This is a genomic window from Paenibacillus sp. LPE1-1-1.1 (assembly GCF_040676435.1).
Classification (GTDB): domain Bacteria; phylum Bacillota; class Bacilli; order Paenibacillales; family Paenibacillaceae; genus Pristimantibacillus.
In genome coordinates this window covers 17,581-32,351 of sequence record NZ_JBEGHY010000001.1, presented here as the reverse complement: position 1 = coordinate 32,351, position 14,771 = coordinate 17,581, and the positions used below count along the sequence as shown (strand labels likewise).

17 protein-coding genes are annotated in these 14,771 nt (G+C 41.4%); 14 read left to right on the top strand and 3 right to left on the bottom strand.

The annotated features are described in order from the left end of the window. Window positions 1–147: 147 nt before the first annotated feature. Window positions 148–999 (bottom strand): aldo/keto reductase, encoded by an 852-nt coding sequence (locus MRBLPE1_RS00180; protein ID WP_364140016.1) that lies wholly within the window; start codon window positions 997–999, stop codon window positions 148–150. 173 nt (window positions 1,000–1,172) lie between these two features. Here MRBLPE1_RS00180 and MRBLPE1_RS00175 point away from each other — a divergent pair, with 173 nt between their 5' ends. From MRBLPE1_RS00175 to MRBLPE1_RS00155, 5 genes are all read left to right on the top strand, one after another. Further along, window positions 1,173–1,622 carry a MerR family transcriptional regulator gene (locus tag MRBLPE1_RS00175; protein ID WP_364140014.1) on the top strand — a complete coding sequence of 150 codons (450 nt, stop codon included), beginning with the start codon at window positions 1,173–1,175 and terminating at the stop codon, window positions 1,620–1,622. Between the two features lie 412 nt (window positions 1,623–2,034). Beyond that, window positions 2,035–2,310 carry a hypothetical protein gene (locus MRBLPE1_RS00170; protein WP_364140011.1) on the top strand — a complete coding sequence of 92 codons (276 nt, stop codon included), beginning with the start codon at window positions 2,035–2,037 and terminating at the stop codon, window positions 2,308–2,310. 862 nt (window positions 2,311–3,172) lie between these two features. Continuing rightward, window positions 3,173–3,331: a hypothetical protein gene (locus tag MRBLPE1_RS00165; RefSeq protein ID WP_364140008.1), complete on the top strand. Its 159-nt coding sequence runs from the start codon at window positions 3,173–3,175 to the stop codon at window positions 3,329–3,331. A gap of 398 nt (window positions 3,332–3,729) precedes the next feature. Continuing rightward, window positions 3,730–3,885, top strand: coding sequence for a hypothetical protein (locus MRBLPE1_RS00160; RefSeq protein ID WP_364140006.1), 156 nt, complete (start codon window positions 3,730–3,732; stop codon window positions 3,883–3,885). Beyond that, entirely contained in the window at window positions 3,878–4,180 is a 303-nt protein-coding gene (locus tag MRBLPE1_RS00155) for a DUF6843 domain-containing protein (protein WP_364140004.1), read from the top strand. Before MRBLPE1_RS00160 ends, MRBLPE1_RS00155 begins: the two co-directional genes overlap by 8 nt. 890 nt (window positions 4,181–5,070) lie before the next feature. Here MRBLPE1_RS00155 and MRBLPE1_RS00150 read toward each other — a convergent pair. After that, entirely contained in the window at window positions 5,071–5,652 is a 582-nt protein-coding gene (locus tag MRBLPE1_RS00150) for a TetR/AcrR family transcriptional regulator (RefSeq protein ID WP_364140002.1), read from the bottom strand. 404 nt (window positions 5,653–6,056) lie between these two features. Between MRBLPE1_RS00150 and MRBLPE1_RS00145 the strand changes: the two genes are divergently transcribed. From MRBLPE1_RS00145 to MRBLPE1_RS00135, 3 genes are all read left to right on the top strand, one after another. Continuing rightward, window positions 6,057–7,226: an MFS transporter gene (locus MRBLPE1_RS00145; RefSeq protein WP_364144390.1), complete on the top strand. Its 1,170-nt coding sequence runs from the start codon at window positions 6,057–6,059 to the stop codon at window positions 7,224–7,226. Between the two features lie 226 nt (window positions 7,227–7,452). After that, window positions 7,453–7,779 (top strand): IS110 family transposase, encoded by a 327-nt coding sequence (locus MRBLPE1_RS00140; RefSeq protein ID WP_364140000.1) that lies wholly within the window; start codon window positions 7,453–7,455, stop codon window positions 7,777–7,779. A 669-nt stretch (window positions 7,780–8,448) separates the two neighbouring features. Then, the gene (locus MRBLPE1_RS00135) at window positions 8,449–9,039 is read left to right on the top strand and encodes a chloramphenicol phosphotransferase CPT family protein (RefSeq protein WP_364139998.1); all 591 of its coding nucleotides are present in this window, start codon (window positions 8,449–8,451) and stop codon (window positions 9,037–9,039) included. Window positions 9,040–9,535: 496 nt separating this feature from the next. On the opposite strand, the gene MRBLPE1_RS00130 is transcribed toward MRBLPE1_RS00135, so the two are convergent. Continuing rightward, window positions 9,536–9,955, bottom strand: coding sequence for a cupin domain-containing protein (locus MRBLPE1_RS00130; RefSeq protein ID WP_364139995.1), 420 nt, complete (start codon window positions 9,953–9,955; stop codon window positions 9,536–9,538). Between the two features lie 293 nt (window positions 9,956–10,248). Here MRBLPE1_RS00130 and MRBLPE1_RS00125 point away from each other — a divergent pair, with 293 nt between their 5' ends. The 6 genes from MRBLPE1_RS00125 to MRBLPE1_RS00100 all read left to right on the top strand — a co-directional run bounded on the left by MRBLPE1_RS00125 (window position 10,249) and on the right by MRBLPE1_RS00100 (window position 14,640). Further along, the gene (locus MRBLPE1_RS00125; protein ID WP_364139992.1) at window positions 10,249–10,818 is read left to right on the top strand and encodes a hypothetical protein; all 570 of its coding nucleotides are present in this window, start codon (window positions 10,249–10,251) and stop codon (window positions 10,816–10,818) included. Between the two features lie 121 nt (window positions 10,819–10,939). Then, window positions 10,940–11,371 carry a peptidase M56 BlaR1 gene (locus tag MRBLPE1_RS00120; RefSeq protein WP_364139989.1) on the top strand — a complete coding sequence of 144 codons (432 nt, stop codon included), beginning with the start codon at window positions 10,940–10,942 and terminating at the stop codon, window positions 11,369–11,371. 145 nt (window positions 11,372–11,516) lie between these two features. After that, window positions 11,517–12,506 carry a phosphotransferase enzyme family protein gene (locus tag MRBLPE1_RS00115; protein WP_364139987.1) on the top strand — a complete coding sequence of 330 codons (990 nt, stop codon included), beginning with the start codon at window positions 11,517–11,519 and terminating at the stop codon, window positions 12,504–12,506. A gap of 173 nt (window positions 12,507–12,679) precedes the next feature. Then, window positions 12,680–13,141, top strand: coding sequence for a hypothetical protein (locus MRBLPE1_RS00110; RefSeq protein WP_364139984.1), 462 nt, complete (start codon window positions 12,680–12,682; stop codon window positions 13,139–13,141). Between the two features lie 83 nt (window positions 13,142–13,224). Then, window positions 13,225–13,590 carry a hypothetical protein gene (locus tag MRBLPE1_RS00105; protein ID WP_364139981.1) on the top strand — a complete coding sequence of 122 codons (366 nt, stop codon included), beginning with the start codon at window positions 13,225–13,227 and terminating at the stop codon, window positions 13,588–13,590. Window positions 13,591–13,755: 165 nt separating this feature from the next. Further along, window positions 13,756–14,640 (top strand): stalk domain-containing protein, encoded by an 885-nt coding sequence (locus tag MRBLPE1_RS00100; RefSeq protein WP_364139978.1) that lies wholly within the window; start codon window positions 13,756–13,758, stop codon window positions 14,638–14,640. The last annotated feature ends 131 nt before the right edge of the window (window positions 14,641–14,771 follow it).

Sequence of the window (14,771 nt, the reverse complement as noted above, 5' to 3'; positions counted from 1 at the left end):
CCGGAGTATAGATTTCGTTGCACCGGTAGCAGCAGTTTTGCTATTCTTAGAATTTACAATTCAAGTAAAGAAAGGACGGGGGCGTCGCCCTGTCCTTTCTTAATAGATGAGGATAAACGCGTGATGAGTTTACGGTTTGATCTAGGTTTACAGATCGACTCTCCAGTTGCCCATCATCTTGGCGACTTCCGGATCGCGGTACGATAAGAAAAGACTTTCCCGCGTATCGAGAGTAGAAATTTGTTCGATATCGTCCGTGCTCAACTCAAAATCGAAAATGTCGAAGTTTTCGACGATCCGCTCTTTGCGCACCGATTTTGGAATTGCAACGACTCCACGCTGAACAAGCCAGCGCAGGACTACCTGGGCGACGGACTTGTTGTGTTTTTCTGCGATCGAGGCCAGCACTTCGTTGCCGAACATGTTGTTAAGTCCTTCAGCGAACGAGGCCCACGACTGGTGTTGAACACCCTGCTCTTTCATAAAAGCGGCGCTCTCGATCTGCTGGTAGAACGGGTGCGTTTCGATCTGGTTGACGGCGGGCACGATTTCGTTATGCACGATGAGATCCATCAGACGGTCGGGCAGGAAGTTGCTGACACCGATCGCCTTGATCTTGCCTTCACGGTACAGGTCTTCCATGGCACGCCAAGCGCCGTAGTAATCGCCAAACGGCTGGTGAATAAGGTATAGATCTAGATAGTCGAGCTGCAGCTTCTTCATGGATTTAGCAAACGCCAGCTTGGCACTCTCGTAGCCGGCATCCTGAACCCAAAGCTTGGTCGTGATGAACAGCTCCTCACGCGTCCGACCGCTGCGCTTTATCGCGCGTCCGACCGCTTCCTCGTTCAGATAACCGGCGGCGGTGTCGATCAGGCGGTAACCGGCTATCAGCGCTTCATATACCGCGTTCTCGCATTCTTCAACATCCGGAACTTGGTAGACACCAAAGCCGATGATCGGCATTTTTACACCATTGTTCAATGTTACGGTTTGCATTGTAATTCCTCCTAGTGTTCAAATGTATAATAGCAAACGGCCCGTATCCCGGGAATCGGGCACTGCAGCGGGGATTCTGCTTACGGCTGATTTGCATTACAATAAGCCTAGTGCCTTCGTGTTACACGAAGGCAAGCCATCTTCAAAAATTTATTTTCCAAGGAGGACTTTACATGCATACTGTCAAAGAAGCCGCGCTGATAACGGGACTCACCGAGCACGCTGTACGCTTTTACACGGATAAAGGGTTGGTGCCAAGCGTACAGCGAAATGAGAATAATATACGGCTGTTTGACGAAGAATCGATCAACTGGCTGCATGGCGTCAAATGCCTCAAGCAATCCGGGATGCCGATTGAAGTCATCAAAATGTACGTCGATCTCTGTCTCGAAGGGGATTCAACCATTCCGCAACGCAGCGCACTCATGATGGAGCATAAAGAAGCGGCGCTCGCTAAGCTCGAAGAAGCCAAACGGCACGTTGCCCATTTGGAAGAAAAAACCACCCTGTATCAGGCCATTCTGGAGCACCGCTGTCCAGACACGACCAATCCTGGCAAATGGGACAAAATTCAGCATATGCATAGTGACGTATTTTACTCGCCCACTGTTCGGAAGGCGTGAGAGAACTACGTGAGATTTTAAACTCCTGATTGGCTTGGCAATGAACAAGATTCACATCAGTCATGATTGAACTAACGGGTACGATAGCTGAACAATGACACGAAGGCAGCCGAACAGAAAGATCGGAAGCCTTTATTAACCTAACGGTCAGGACAATGCAACAAGTTGTGTTGCTAAAGCGGTACGTGTAAATAAGGAATTACTAGTATCGTAGCTTTAGAAGAGTCCCGCTGTTACGGGCAGTTAGTTTAAATCGACTAATCGACTGGTGGTGAAAAACCTGAATATTTTATTCAAGAAAAAAAGTATCTACTTGTTTATCTTTTCAGTGATTAGCTTGGTGTTGATTTTATCGCTAACTTTTTATTTTCAAGTAAAGAGAGAGAAATCTTTTCAAAGCATAGTTATGGAAATGTATATTGAAAAGAAAGATAGCCTTATTGAACCTGGTAAATACCTTAAAATGTGGGTTATCGGGTCAAATGCCAATGAGACAACAAAAAATAAAACAAAATATAAAGTAATGATAGATGACTCAAGGATTTATAACCTGATAGAAGAAGGCAAAGAATATTTCGTTTCAGTCCAAGGCAATAAGGAAGTCCAAAAAACAGATTATATTTATACGTTCGGTCAGATAGGTATTGTTGGTGGAACGCAATTGGCTGGAAAGGGAAGAATTGAATAGGATATATTCTTGTTATCACATAGCTATTGGCGGTTCTATTGCGCTAAACAGGTACGATTGAAGAGTCTCACGGGGTAGAGAATTAAGCTAACGGGTACGATAGTTGAACAAACATGGAGTAGTTTGCTGCGGAAGCTGCTCCCTTTCTTTGTTAAGCTAACGGGCAGGGTACTTCCAATATGTGCAAATATATAACTGCATATTTAGAAGGCCGAAATGGGGGAACGAAATGAAATTTTATGTAAAATTTATTTATACCCACCAACAAATGAACTGAATGAAATCGAAAACACATGCACATTTTATCATGTAGATTCAGTAGAACAGAGGATTGGCTCCTTAGATGACTTGATAAATTCAGACTGTCCTGAGTACCAGCATCATTAGCTGTCGGGAAACGCTAGTTCAATGAATGTCGGGGGACAAGAACATATATGCATAGAGAGCTGCGCGCTGCGCTGCTTTTTCATTTTGCGGATATATGTTCTTGTCAAAAGCGAAAGACAAGAACATATATCCGCAGCCGTATTAGGACAAGAACATGTAATCATAGCCGGTTTTTTGGCCGGCAGCCACATCACTCTTGCGTAGTACGATCGTACGTATATAATTGGAAAATTCACAAACAATATATAGGCCAAGCGTTACAGAAAAGATGTAAATATGGAGGAATAAGAAAATGGATGATATTCGTGAAATTCCACAGCCTGACATCCCTGAAATAGAGGAGAGGGAATTCCCAGAGTTTGAACAATCGACTCCGCACCCGGATGACTTGGATACTCAAGTCTGAACTTAGTAGCACACTAAGATGATTTTCATTTCATGAGCCTTTTGGATTTTGATTGCGAAGGAGATAAACATGACTAAGACGCAAGCTATAGGGAAAGTAGATCAGACCAAAGAAGTTCCTGCTGAATACAGTGAATCAAACGAATTCAACCACGAAAGCAATCAAGTAACTAAAGCGCAAAAACAAATGGCATCTCAAGAGACAACGGGAGTACTTGATCAAGCATAAAACGTCTCAAGGATAATGTGTAACAATACACTTTACTACTTTCGACATCCATAACCGAAAAAGGAGCTGCCGCGGCAGCTCCTTTTTCCTTTTACATCTTCACAAAATAAGAAATTTTGTACATCTGTACTGGCAGGCGTTAAGCAACGGGCAGGTTACGATAATGCCACTAACGACTTACAAAATATTCATATTTGCAGAAAAGACCTGAAGTCCTAACGGGTGTCAGGTTCTACATAACTTAGAACTGATCAAAAGAAGAAATTTCTGTTAACCTTAAAGCAAGAAATATTTGATGAGAGAGAAATCATGACAATGCCACATTACTAATACTGGAGCTACATTAAGTCTGCTTATTGTTTATTATGGTTAGATTATCTCATAAGGTGATATTTTTTATGTTAGGAAGTGATTATATGAAAAGAACTCTTGGTATATTAGCTGCGACAATAGCTGTTTGTCTTGTTTTTGGGGCAGGCATTATATCTTTCTATATAACAGATAAACAAACTCATAAATTTATATTGCCTAAAAAATTATACGGGTTTGGTTGAAGTTATATATGAACAACTAAATTCCCCCGAATTAAAGCAAGATGGGAATTATATTGTATATGAGGTTTATTCCACCGGAAAAATAAAAACTTCTAGCAAAAACGTTACTGGCCCTATGGTTTTTTATTATTCTGAAACTAATGGATTAACAAAAATGCTTTCAAATGTACCAATGATACACGGTCTAGGAACTTCATCTGGATCTTTTGGGGAATCAAGTGAAACAGCAGTGAAGATACCTGAAAGACTTACTTTCTTTGTTGGAACAAAAGAGCAATGGGAAAAAATACATTAAATCATAGGCTCATTTTTCTTTTAATTTCTTTGCTAGTGAGTTATATCTTGAAAAGTCCACAAGGGGATAACTGGAAAATAAACTCGATGCGGTTTTTCTAGGCAACGCTATTCGTGGATGAGCATGGTATCTTTGATTGAACTAACGTGTAGCGATAGGTGAATAACACATGGATGAGCAGGTGCTGCGGTGGCCAGCTCTTTTTATTAAGCTAACGCAGGATTGTTGAACTGCCTCAGATAGATACAATTCCGTTTAATAAAATCTTTAGAGGAGGGATATTGATTTGTTAGCACTTATTTTCAATCTTTTAATTATAGTCCTGATTGAAAAGGACATCGTAACCGTATTCGGTGAGATTCCAATAGCAAGCCAACTGAGCTGGTGCGAATCCTAGTTGGTATGGTTCATCACGGTGAGTGCTACTCGAAATAATCGTCGCACCTATCCAACATGAATCGAGCATTAATTTTTCAAGCTGGATATCGAACTACTAATATTTCAATGGGATAACTATAAAAATGCAAAAAAGCGATTCATCTAACGAAAAAACGATAGCTCAATAATTACCAGGACGAGGCTGCCGGCTGAATCGGCAGCCTCATTATGCTAACGGTTAACGATAGCTCATCAATAAAACAGCGACAGTCTTGGACTTTATTTTCTTGTCCATGGCTGCAGCTGTTTCTTTTATTCGGATCAGTCTAGTACTTATTTTTTACGAAGTCTGACGAGATTAGAATTCTAATATTTTATTCACCTTATTCATAAGAAAGATACATGATTAATCCTGATATTTGCTCGGCTTTTTTATTCTCTCCGCCCCCGCCGTTGGCAGCAAAATGCAGGCTTCTTCTCAATCTATTCGTTAAAACTGAACACATTTCGATTCACTTAAGCAATGCAAGTGTCACTTTTATCGTATTATCAACAAATGATCGCTTTGGATGAGATTTCATGATTACGGTTAGTCCAATTAACGATACGATTAGCGCCTGTGATAATGCCTTCGCGTCTATATCGGCCTCTAGCTCACCTGATTGTATACCTCGCTGGATAGTTTCTTCAAATATGACCGATAGGTACATCTGATGCTCTCTTGTAAGAATTTCAAATTTTTCATCATGAGGCGCAAGTTCGACCATTGTATTGATGCAAAAACAACCTTTTCTGGTATTTTGTGTGTATTCCTCATCAACCACACCTTCAAAAAAAGTGCGAAATGCTTCTTTTACAGATGGATTGCTTTGAAGTCTGGTTCGGATAAGAGAAGCATGGAACATCGTGTATTTGCGCAGCGCGGCTTCAAACAATTCTTCTTTGCCTCCAAAAGCTGAGTATATAGCGGGTCGTTGAATTCCCATTCTGGAAGTTAAATCGCTTAGTGAGGTAGCTTCATATCCCTTCTCCCAAAATAGTTGCATAGCTGCATCTAATACTTTTTCTTCGTTAAATTCGCGGATTCGTCCCATAATCAATACCTCTCGTTACTCTTGGTTTTTTCTTAATAGCGCAATGATTCTGATCATATGAAACGATTTGCGTCTTTTTCGTACTAAATGATATGTTATTATTTTATATTTATCCGTTAATAGTGTCAATTGTAGGTTGGTTAATCCTAACAAGGTAAGATCAAATATAGGGATTAATAGTGTAAAATCAATATTTTTATTGACAGCATTCATTTCTAAGAGTTATATTTACTGGGAATTATATCGTACTGAACAGTATGATAATTTCCGGTATTAAAAAATAAAAAAAATAGGATGTGTACAAAATGAAGGAGGCTAAAGCAAAAGTAGAAGTTAATGCAGGTATAAAGGCGAATTCGTCACCGGGAACGATTATCAGATCAGATTCAGTTCATGGTTCTTCAATGCCTCGCTATGTGACACTGTTGTTTGCGGTTGTCTGCGGGATGTCTGTTGCCAATATCTACTTCGCACAACCACTTCTCGATAATCTATCGAGTGAGTTTGGTATTGACTATTCAATCATTGGCATTCTCATTACAATCACTCAAATTTTTTATGCATTGGGACTGCTGCTGTTGGTGCCTCTTGGAGATTTACTGAACCAGCGCCGATTGATTATCGGTCAGATGTCATTCTCCTTGATAGCCCTCGTTATAGTTGGAACTGCTTCCTCCAGCACAGTACTATTCGCAGGTATGGCTTTAGTGGGACTGCTTGCCGTTGTGACGCAGACACTTGTAGCATTCGCTGCGACAATGGCTGCCCCTACCGAACGAGGACGTATCGTTGGTATAATAACAAGCGGAATTGTAATCGGCATACTTCTTGCGCGAACCATTTCAGGAATATTAACAGATCTTGCGGGTTGGCGTTCCGTATATCTGGTCTCTGCAGCGTTGATGCTTCTTATGGTTTGTGCATTATTCAGGGTATTGCCAAATGTTGAACGTGGGGTAAAATCACTGTCTTATCCCCACCTGATTAGGTCGGTGTTTCTGTTGTTCTCACAAGAACGAATATTACGCATCCGCTCTATTTTGGCTCTACTGATTTTTGCAGATTTCAGTATTTTGTGGACTTCATTAGTACTCCCGCTTAGCGCGTCGCCATTATCTCTTTCCCACACTGCAATTGGGGCATTTGGTCTCGCAGGAGTGGCAGGAGCGTTAGCTGCAACACGTGCGGGGAAGCTAGCCGATCGAGGTTACGGTCAAAGAACGACAGGCCTCGCTTTGATCCTATTGTTAATATCATGGTTGCTAATCAGCTATATAGAACAGTCGCTGTTCGCATTGGTCATAGGTATTGTTCTTCTTGACTTGGCGGTGCAGGCCGTGCATGTCACTAATCAAAGTATGATCTTCGCATTGCGTGCGGAGGCGCGTAGTCGGCTAACTGCCGGGTACATGGTTTTCTATTCTATCGGCAGTGCTACCGGTTCGATTACTTCTACCCAAATATATGCACACTATGGCTGGGCCGGAGTATGCTTACTTGGGGCCGCAGTCAGTGCTTTAGCTCTTCTATTTTGGGCAATGACCAGCCGCGCTACGGCTACCACATTAAAATAAAGCCTATATGTTATAGAGGCTCACCGGCGCTCAGTACGGCCTCGGACGTCGGGAATTCCAACAATGCTCCACTGGTATACAGAAAGCTGCGCAGCTCATCGCTCACGCTAAGAGTAGTATAGGCGAAACGTCTGCCCTCGATGAAGCAAAGCAGGATTTGGGGCGGCTATTTCAAGAGTTCGAACGGATTGTTGAGATACTAGAAAGAATAGAAAAGGATATACATGTGTTACTCAGCGAAATTCCTATGGCCAATCAGCTTCGATCTATCGGCCTAGGCACGATCTGTATTGCAGCCATTCTATCAGGTGCTGGCGACCTTAGACAGTATGGCCATGGACGTCAATTATTGCGTATGGCAGGCTTAAACCTAGCCGAAAGCACCTCGGGGAAGCGCAAGGGACAGATTGTGCTTTCTAAAAGAGGTGATGCTACGCTGCGAAAATATCTGTATCTGGCTACGCTCCAACTCGTTGGAAATAACCCTGTTTTCCGGCAGCTGCATAAGAACAATGTTCAAGTCAAAAATGAAGAAGCACCAATCGGTATTTAAACTGATTGGGAAATTGGCACGAATCATCATCGGCATTGTTGGACGTGGAGAGACTTTCTCTCCTGAAAAAACTGCCCCGAGATATATTCAAGCTGCTTAAGACAGATTAAACGTTCACGTATATTGACTCATTCGTAGGATTTCACAAAGAAAGCACGGAGGACCGAGTTCGTACCCGATAAGGGCTCAGACCCGTCAGCTAAACGCTATCGGTCTCCACGCCTTGGTTAGGTGTAACGAAGGAATGTAAGGGCATAGACCCGTAGATCTATGGGATGGTGAACCCCAAGGAAATTGTGGAGTATGCGTGCAGAAGAATTGTACTTGGAGAAATGTCCCATACGCTTCTTCTGTTTCTGCATGCCCAAGACCAGAGCAACGGTGTCTAATGAGCTTGCTTTCTGAACAACAGCTGTATTCTATGGCGACGAAATCCTGCGAATGAGTGAGTATATGTGAGATAAACCCTTAAAACCGAGGGACGGGTACGATAGTTGGATAACACACAAGAAGAGCAGGCGCTACGATGGCCTGCTCTTCTTATTAAGCTAACGGGCAGGATAGTTTAATCGTTTCTCGAATATTTTATCAGCTGGATAATTTAATGAACGTTGTGAATATATCGTTGTCTGAATGATACGCAAATCTTATATGTGAGGGTGAATTCGTTTGAAGCAAGGACTTATTGTGTTTTTAAACGGAACTTCAAGTTCAGGAAAGACTAGTATTTCTATGGAACTAAAAAATCAGAAAGAGATTCCTTTTCATCATTTATCCATAGATGATTTTTTTCATAATTACTTTGATTTTATTAATAATAAATTTCCAGATATTGAACCTACAAAAGAAGTGGATAATTTCGGACAAATAGTTTTTGATCCCATAAACTCAGTGTACTATGCAACAATTAAATTGTTTTCAGAAATGGGTTTGAATGTAATCGTCGATACCGTAATCGACAATGACAAGCGGTTTAATGATTATCTTGATTTACTTTTTGATTATCCTACATTATTTGTAGGTGTAATATGCTCGAAAGAAGAACTCACAAGAAGAGAGCAAATCAGAGGAGATCGAGAGATTGGACTAGCAAATTCCCAGTACGACAAAATATATTCTTTTAATGAATATGACCTTGAAGTAAATACTGAAGAGTTGAGTCCAACAGAGTGTGCCGAAAAAATATTAAGTTTTATTAAGTCCGATCAGGATTACTCTGCATTTAAAAAATTAAGTAAAAGAGAGATTAGTGTTTCATAGTAAAGCGAATCCATCAGATAACAACATATTCAAGCATTGGGGCTATTGACCCTCGGTCCTTAAGCTAACGGGTACGTTTGTTCATAAAGCAATAGCAAAGGCAGCCGACCAAAGTAATTGTTACCTTTGCTCAACAAACGGGCAGGTTAGATCAACACCATGATCGGTAATCGATCCCTGGTAAAAGAGCGATTTATCAGGAGGATTGATAAATATGATCGGAATAAATTATCCTAATTCTTCCAGAAGCGTGGTATTCTATTTTTAATCCAGGTTTTCGTACCTGATTAAGTGAAATAGAGGGATTGAGGGTGATAACATACTTTTTTCTGATCGCTTGCTATTAGCAGCAAGTTTTGGGCAATTCCAGTTGCGGGCGACTATGGCTGCCGGAGGATGTCTGGTTTTTCTGGACGAGTATCCAGCAAACGGGCACCGCATAAGTTTTCTTAATTCGATTTGAGCTTGTTCGTTTTGCTTTCCAAACCTATAATCATTATTCAGGCCAGGTCACTGGTTTATCCAGAATGACGCCATTAGTCATCACCCATTGTCGGAGACTGTCTGCTTTTACTTGAATAACGATGAAATACAAATCCCCAGTACCGTTATTGCGGAGCGTGCGTTCGCCTTCAGGCCCTACGCGGACTGCTGTTCCTTCCTTGACTTCAAAAATCTGTCCATCCACTTGGAACTGACCGCAGCCACCAATGAAAAGGAATAGCTCCTCATTCTCGCGATGTGTGTGATAGAAAGGGACCGCGGCTCCCTCCGGCAGTTGGTTAAGAGAAACTTCCATGCCAGTTAGTCCAAGCATGTCTTTCAAGAAGTACTTGCCTGCAGAAGGACCCTTCGTCACATTCATAAGACCGCCAAAAGAACCTGCTTCCACAATACTAAAATTTGTTCCATTCATTATAATTAAACTACTCCTTCGATATTTTTTGTGTCCATTTTATTTAAGCATATAAATGCTGCTGTCGTTTCTTCTCGATTGCTAATAATAATAATTTAGAGACAAATTGCGAATAAAAAAGCGTCATTGAGCTAATGGGCAGTATAGTGCAACTTATCAAGGTATTTTTCCGTCAAATGTATATGGTAAAATCTAGGAGGGGAGTCCATGAGAAAAGCGCAAATTACTGGTGAACGAATTACTACCTCACACCATCGTCTAATTAAGATAAAATTTGTAAGTGGGGGAATGAAATGAAGACGTTATTAAGCATCGTTGTAATATGTGCAACCCTTACGTTTTTATCGGCTTGTATGAACAACATCGAACCGGAAGTAAAACCAACGAATGCTCCTGTAGAAACGAGTCATCCGATTGAAAGCAAGGTACCAACGGAAGTTCCTTCAGTGTTATTGAAATATCAAAGTAAAGATGGCTGGACTATTCAATATCCTGCATCATGGGATAAAATTACTGATAGTACTTTGCAAGAAAGTGCCACCGAAAAACATATCTCTTTTCGAACACATGATATCCCTGAAGAGGGTGTAGAAAAATGGTTGGATTCAGAGATCAAGCGAAAACTCTCAGTTGAAGAAGCGGATAATAAACTTTTGGAGGATGTAACCAAGGAAACAAAAGGAGATTTTACGGTTTATAAATATGCCATACAATCAGCATATGTCCGACCTACTAATATTTCCGAGCTTAGAAATATCATTTTTGTCGGCAATGAGCATATTTATGAATTTCGTAGTCAAATCCCACCATTATCAAAAGAGGAATTTGAAAATATCGTTGAGACATTTACATTCGAAAAGTGAGAAGGTAACGATGATGCTACACTCATATAGGGTAGTAACAATAAGGTGACACAGCCACAATGTAAAGAAACTTAATAACTGTCGGGGACAGTAACATCAAAATAATTAGGGAGTGAACGAAATGCGGGTTTATTCAACGGGTATACGAATAGTCATCATTGGTGTTGTCTTTGTCACTGGCATGTTGGTAGGAACGATGGCTCTCGATAGTACAAATGCTAAAACCAATATTAATCCAAGCAATACTCAAGAACATACTCCCAGTTTCCCGGTAAACAAGAATGGCGAGACATATGGATCTGGAGAAAACGCAGCACCAAATGCAGGGCCAGATTTAGTTCAAGCAGTTGGTGTAGATGGCACTCTCGGATATGTACGTGCAAAAGACTTGGAAACCGAAATGCCCAAAAGCCCTGAAGAAGCATTGTCTAAACAACGTAGTATTGCTCCAGGAAGTGTTCGAAAAATTCCGCTATATGATGTTAATGGTAAAGAAATAGGTACATTCAATATCCAACTAAAACCAGAGAACGGGTGTAAAAAGCTGGATTAGTATAATTGCTATGGAATAAAGATTTCTCGAAAGTGAGGCTTTCACATGTCACCAGGCATTCATTTTATTAAATTGAGGTAATAAACGGAGATTGGGAAAAGTTCATTCGATTGTTCAATCACGACTCAATTACCAAGGAGAACCCATGGACCCAAAAATAAAATCAATGTTCCTGGACGAACATGCCATAGAAGGTGCTGCGCTGTTTGGCGTCAGCCCAAAGGAGCTGACTTTCATCGGAGGCTTTCAGAACTTTATTTATTCCTATAATCGCGATGAATTGAAATACATTCTCCGTTTTACCCCGAGCACTCTTCGCACGTGGGACGGACTTGCAGCTGAAATAGAATGGATTCGTTATCTTTCTGAGAATGGTTTGTCAGTCTCAAATTCGATATCGTCGATTGATGGAAAGAACATGGAACGAATTCAAGGTAATATGATTGATTTCTACGTGACCTCCTTCAGACATGCACCCGGTAGAAAAATTGGATACCCAGAATGCCTAGGTAATTCCATACTTTATGAACAATGCGGACGCATGACAGGCCTTCTCCATGTTCTTACTAAGCAGTACAAACCTACGGCCAAAAGACATACGTGGAAGAGTAATGAATACCTCTTACGGGCCAGAAATTATATACCGTCAGAGCAACAACCAATTCTTCTTGCCCTTGATAAACTTAAATCACAGTTGGCTAGCCTGCCTGTTACTGCTGATAATTTCGGTTTAATTCATGGGGATATCAATGTTGGGAATTTTACAGTTGATGAATCTGGGGAAATAACGCTCTTCGACTTCGACGAATGCCAGTATAGTTGGTTTATCGAAGACATTGCCATCCAGCTATATTACTTGTTATATGTATTCGGGGAAGATTCGAAGTCCGAACGAAAGATGCAGTATGAACTTTTCACTAAACATTTCGAGCAAGGCTATACAGAGGATGGCCGTCAATTGCCTGACGGCTGGAAGGAACAGCTTGGGCTCTTTCTAAGATTACGAGAAATTATCGTATTCGTCGGTATGCACCGGAGCTGGGATTTAAGTCAACCAGACGATTGGACACGCGATTTTTTGCAAGATAGTCGAATGCGGATTACAAAAGGAATTTCATTGATTGACGAGTTTTGAACACCATAAATGGAAGATTTCATTGAACTAGCGGGTAACGATAGTTGAACGAAACAAGGAGCAGTTTGCCGCCGCAAGCTGCTCCTTGTTTTCATTAAGCTAATGGGCTGGATTGCGTGGAGGAAACCCCGAAATACTGAAAGGGAATTCCTTGTTAAAGGCGAGGTGGAGTTTTGAGGTTCAAATATGAACTTACCGGAAGAGGTTGGGCTAGTGGATTCATTGAAATGAACTCTAATACCGTTTATTTTGCAACAAGTTATATCACGGATGCTCTTGATGAGATGTTAAAGGCTCTGATTTTACTTAATCCAGAGCTCAGTCCATACCCTGTTTCAAATTCACAATTTGAATGGAATGAAGAACCTGGTGGAACCGTTTGGAAATTCAGAAAGATTGATGATTTATTGAACGTTCAGATTATGTCATTTGAGAATTTGCGAAACAAAAAACAACTGGTTATTGAACTAAATGAGTCTTGTTCGATATCGGAATTTTCAGAGGCAGTAGTACAAGCGCTTGAATTATTATTGAGTCTACATGGTAAGGAAGGCTACAAAGAAAAGTGGGTTAACTATGATTTCCCAACTCACAATTACTTAAAACTAAAGGGTTTCGTTACAAAAAAGAATTGAACTAACGGGACACGATAGTTCAATGACAACAGACTGAATTGTTAAATCACCATCGCATCTTATTCAATGATTGGGGTATCTAAATGTATAAAAGCATTCATTGGCATGCGTTTTTCAAAGCGAATACAGAGGAAAAGGCTCGGAGATTACTCTCAAGATTCGAAGAGGTTTGTGAGACGAATGCTGCCCTTTTATCCTGTGAACGTTATTGGAAGGATTCGGCTTTATATGATGTTGGTTTTAGCACATCCTTAAATAAGGACGATATTTCTCATGCCGTTTTCTCAACCCTAGTAAGTGCTCACAAATTGGCTTATGAATGGCAAGTTACTGGTCCTTCCAATTCGAAATCTGGATTTTGGGAATTTAGTGGACTAACCACTAAAACAAAAGTTGCAGGTATCGAATGGATTCAGTTTAGGATTGAAACCGAACCATTATTCAACTAACGGGTAACAAGAGCTCAATGAGGCTGCCGCGGGATCAATCGGCAGCCTTGTTACGCTAATGATCAGTAAAGTACTTATATAAAAGCCATAGCAGTGAACTTTTCTTTAAACGTAATCACAGAAGGATGTTATGGACTCATCGATCGAGGAAAGGGTAAGGGTCTAATGAAAAAAGTAATCGTAATACTGCTATTATTTATTGTTGTGGGGCCAGCCGTATCCGTAGTCGCCGCCTCGCAGAAGCTAACGAGGCCAGGCTATAGAATTGTAATCGACAACGAAGAGCTTAAGCTGAATGATCCGCCGTTTCTGCGTGCAGGAGCAACGATGGTTCCTTTTCGCCCAATCTTCGAGAGGCTTGGCTTGAAAGTCGTGTGGAATGCAAAATCAAAACAGATTACGGCGAGTAATGATGAATATAATATCATGTTAACCCTGGGATCACGCGTCGCAATAGTGAATGGAGTGAAAAAAAACATGCCACTGGCGCCAGCGGTGATAGGTAATGTCACTTATGTACCACTTCGATTCGTCGGCGATGCAAGCGGCGGCGACGTTGAGCTCTACGGTGGTGCGCTCAATGTAGTCTGGGTGCTTTCGGCAAATCAGAATCAGTTGTTCTCTGCAATAATTAGTGAGGATCTGAAGGAGGTTGAGCGATTGTTAGCAGCAGGCTCCGACCCAACCGTGATGATCGGTCCGTTAGGACCGGAAGGGTATGCCTTCGCTGGCGAATCCATCCCCCTAATCGAATTGTTTTTGAAGTACGGAATGGACATCGACTATTATACTTCGGAATGGTACGGGAGTACGTTACTGATTAATGCTGTAACGGCAGGCAGGCCAGACACTGTAGCGTTCCTGATAGAAAGAGGGGCGGACCCCGAAGTTGCAGTAAGAGACAATTGGACACCGCTTCAGCTCGCACACTATTGGCGGGAAGAGATTAAGAATGGTTATACGAATCCCATCGATGAGAGCCTCACACCAATTGTTGAAGACTATGATGCGATAATTCGAATGCTGGAAGAGGCGATTTCTGCAAAATAAAATTCTTTACTCCGCTAACGGATACGATAGTTCAATACTGACAGGGCTGCTGCTTGGCAGCCTTTCGTTCAACTAACGGGCAGGATAGTTCAATCGCTTCTCGAATACATTTCGGGATGGAGTATTTACGA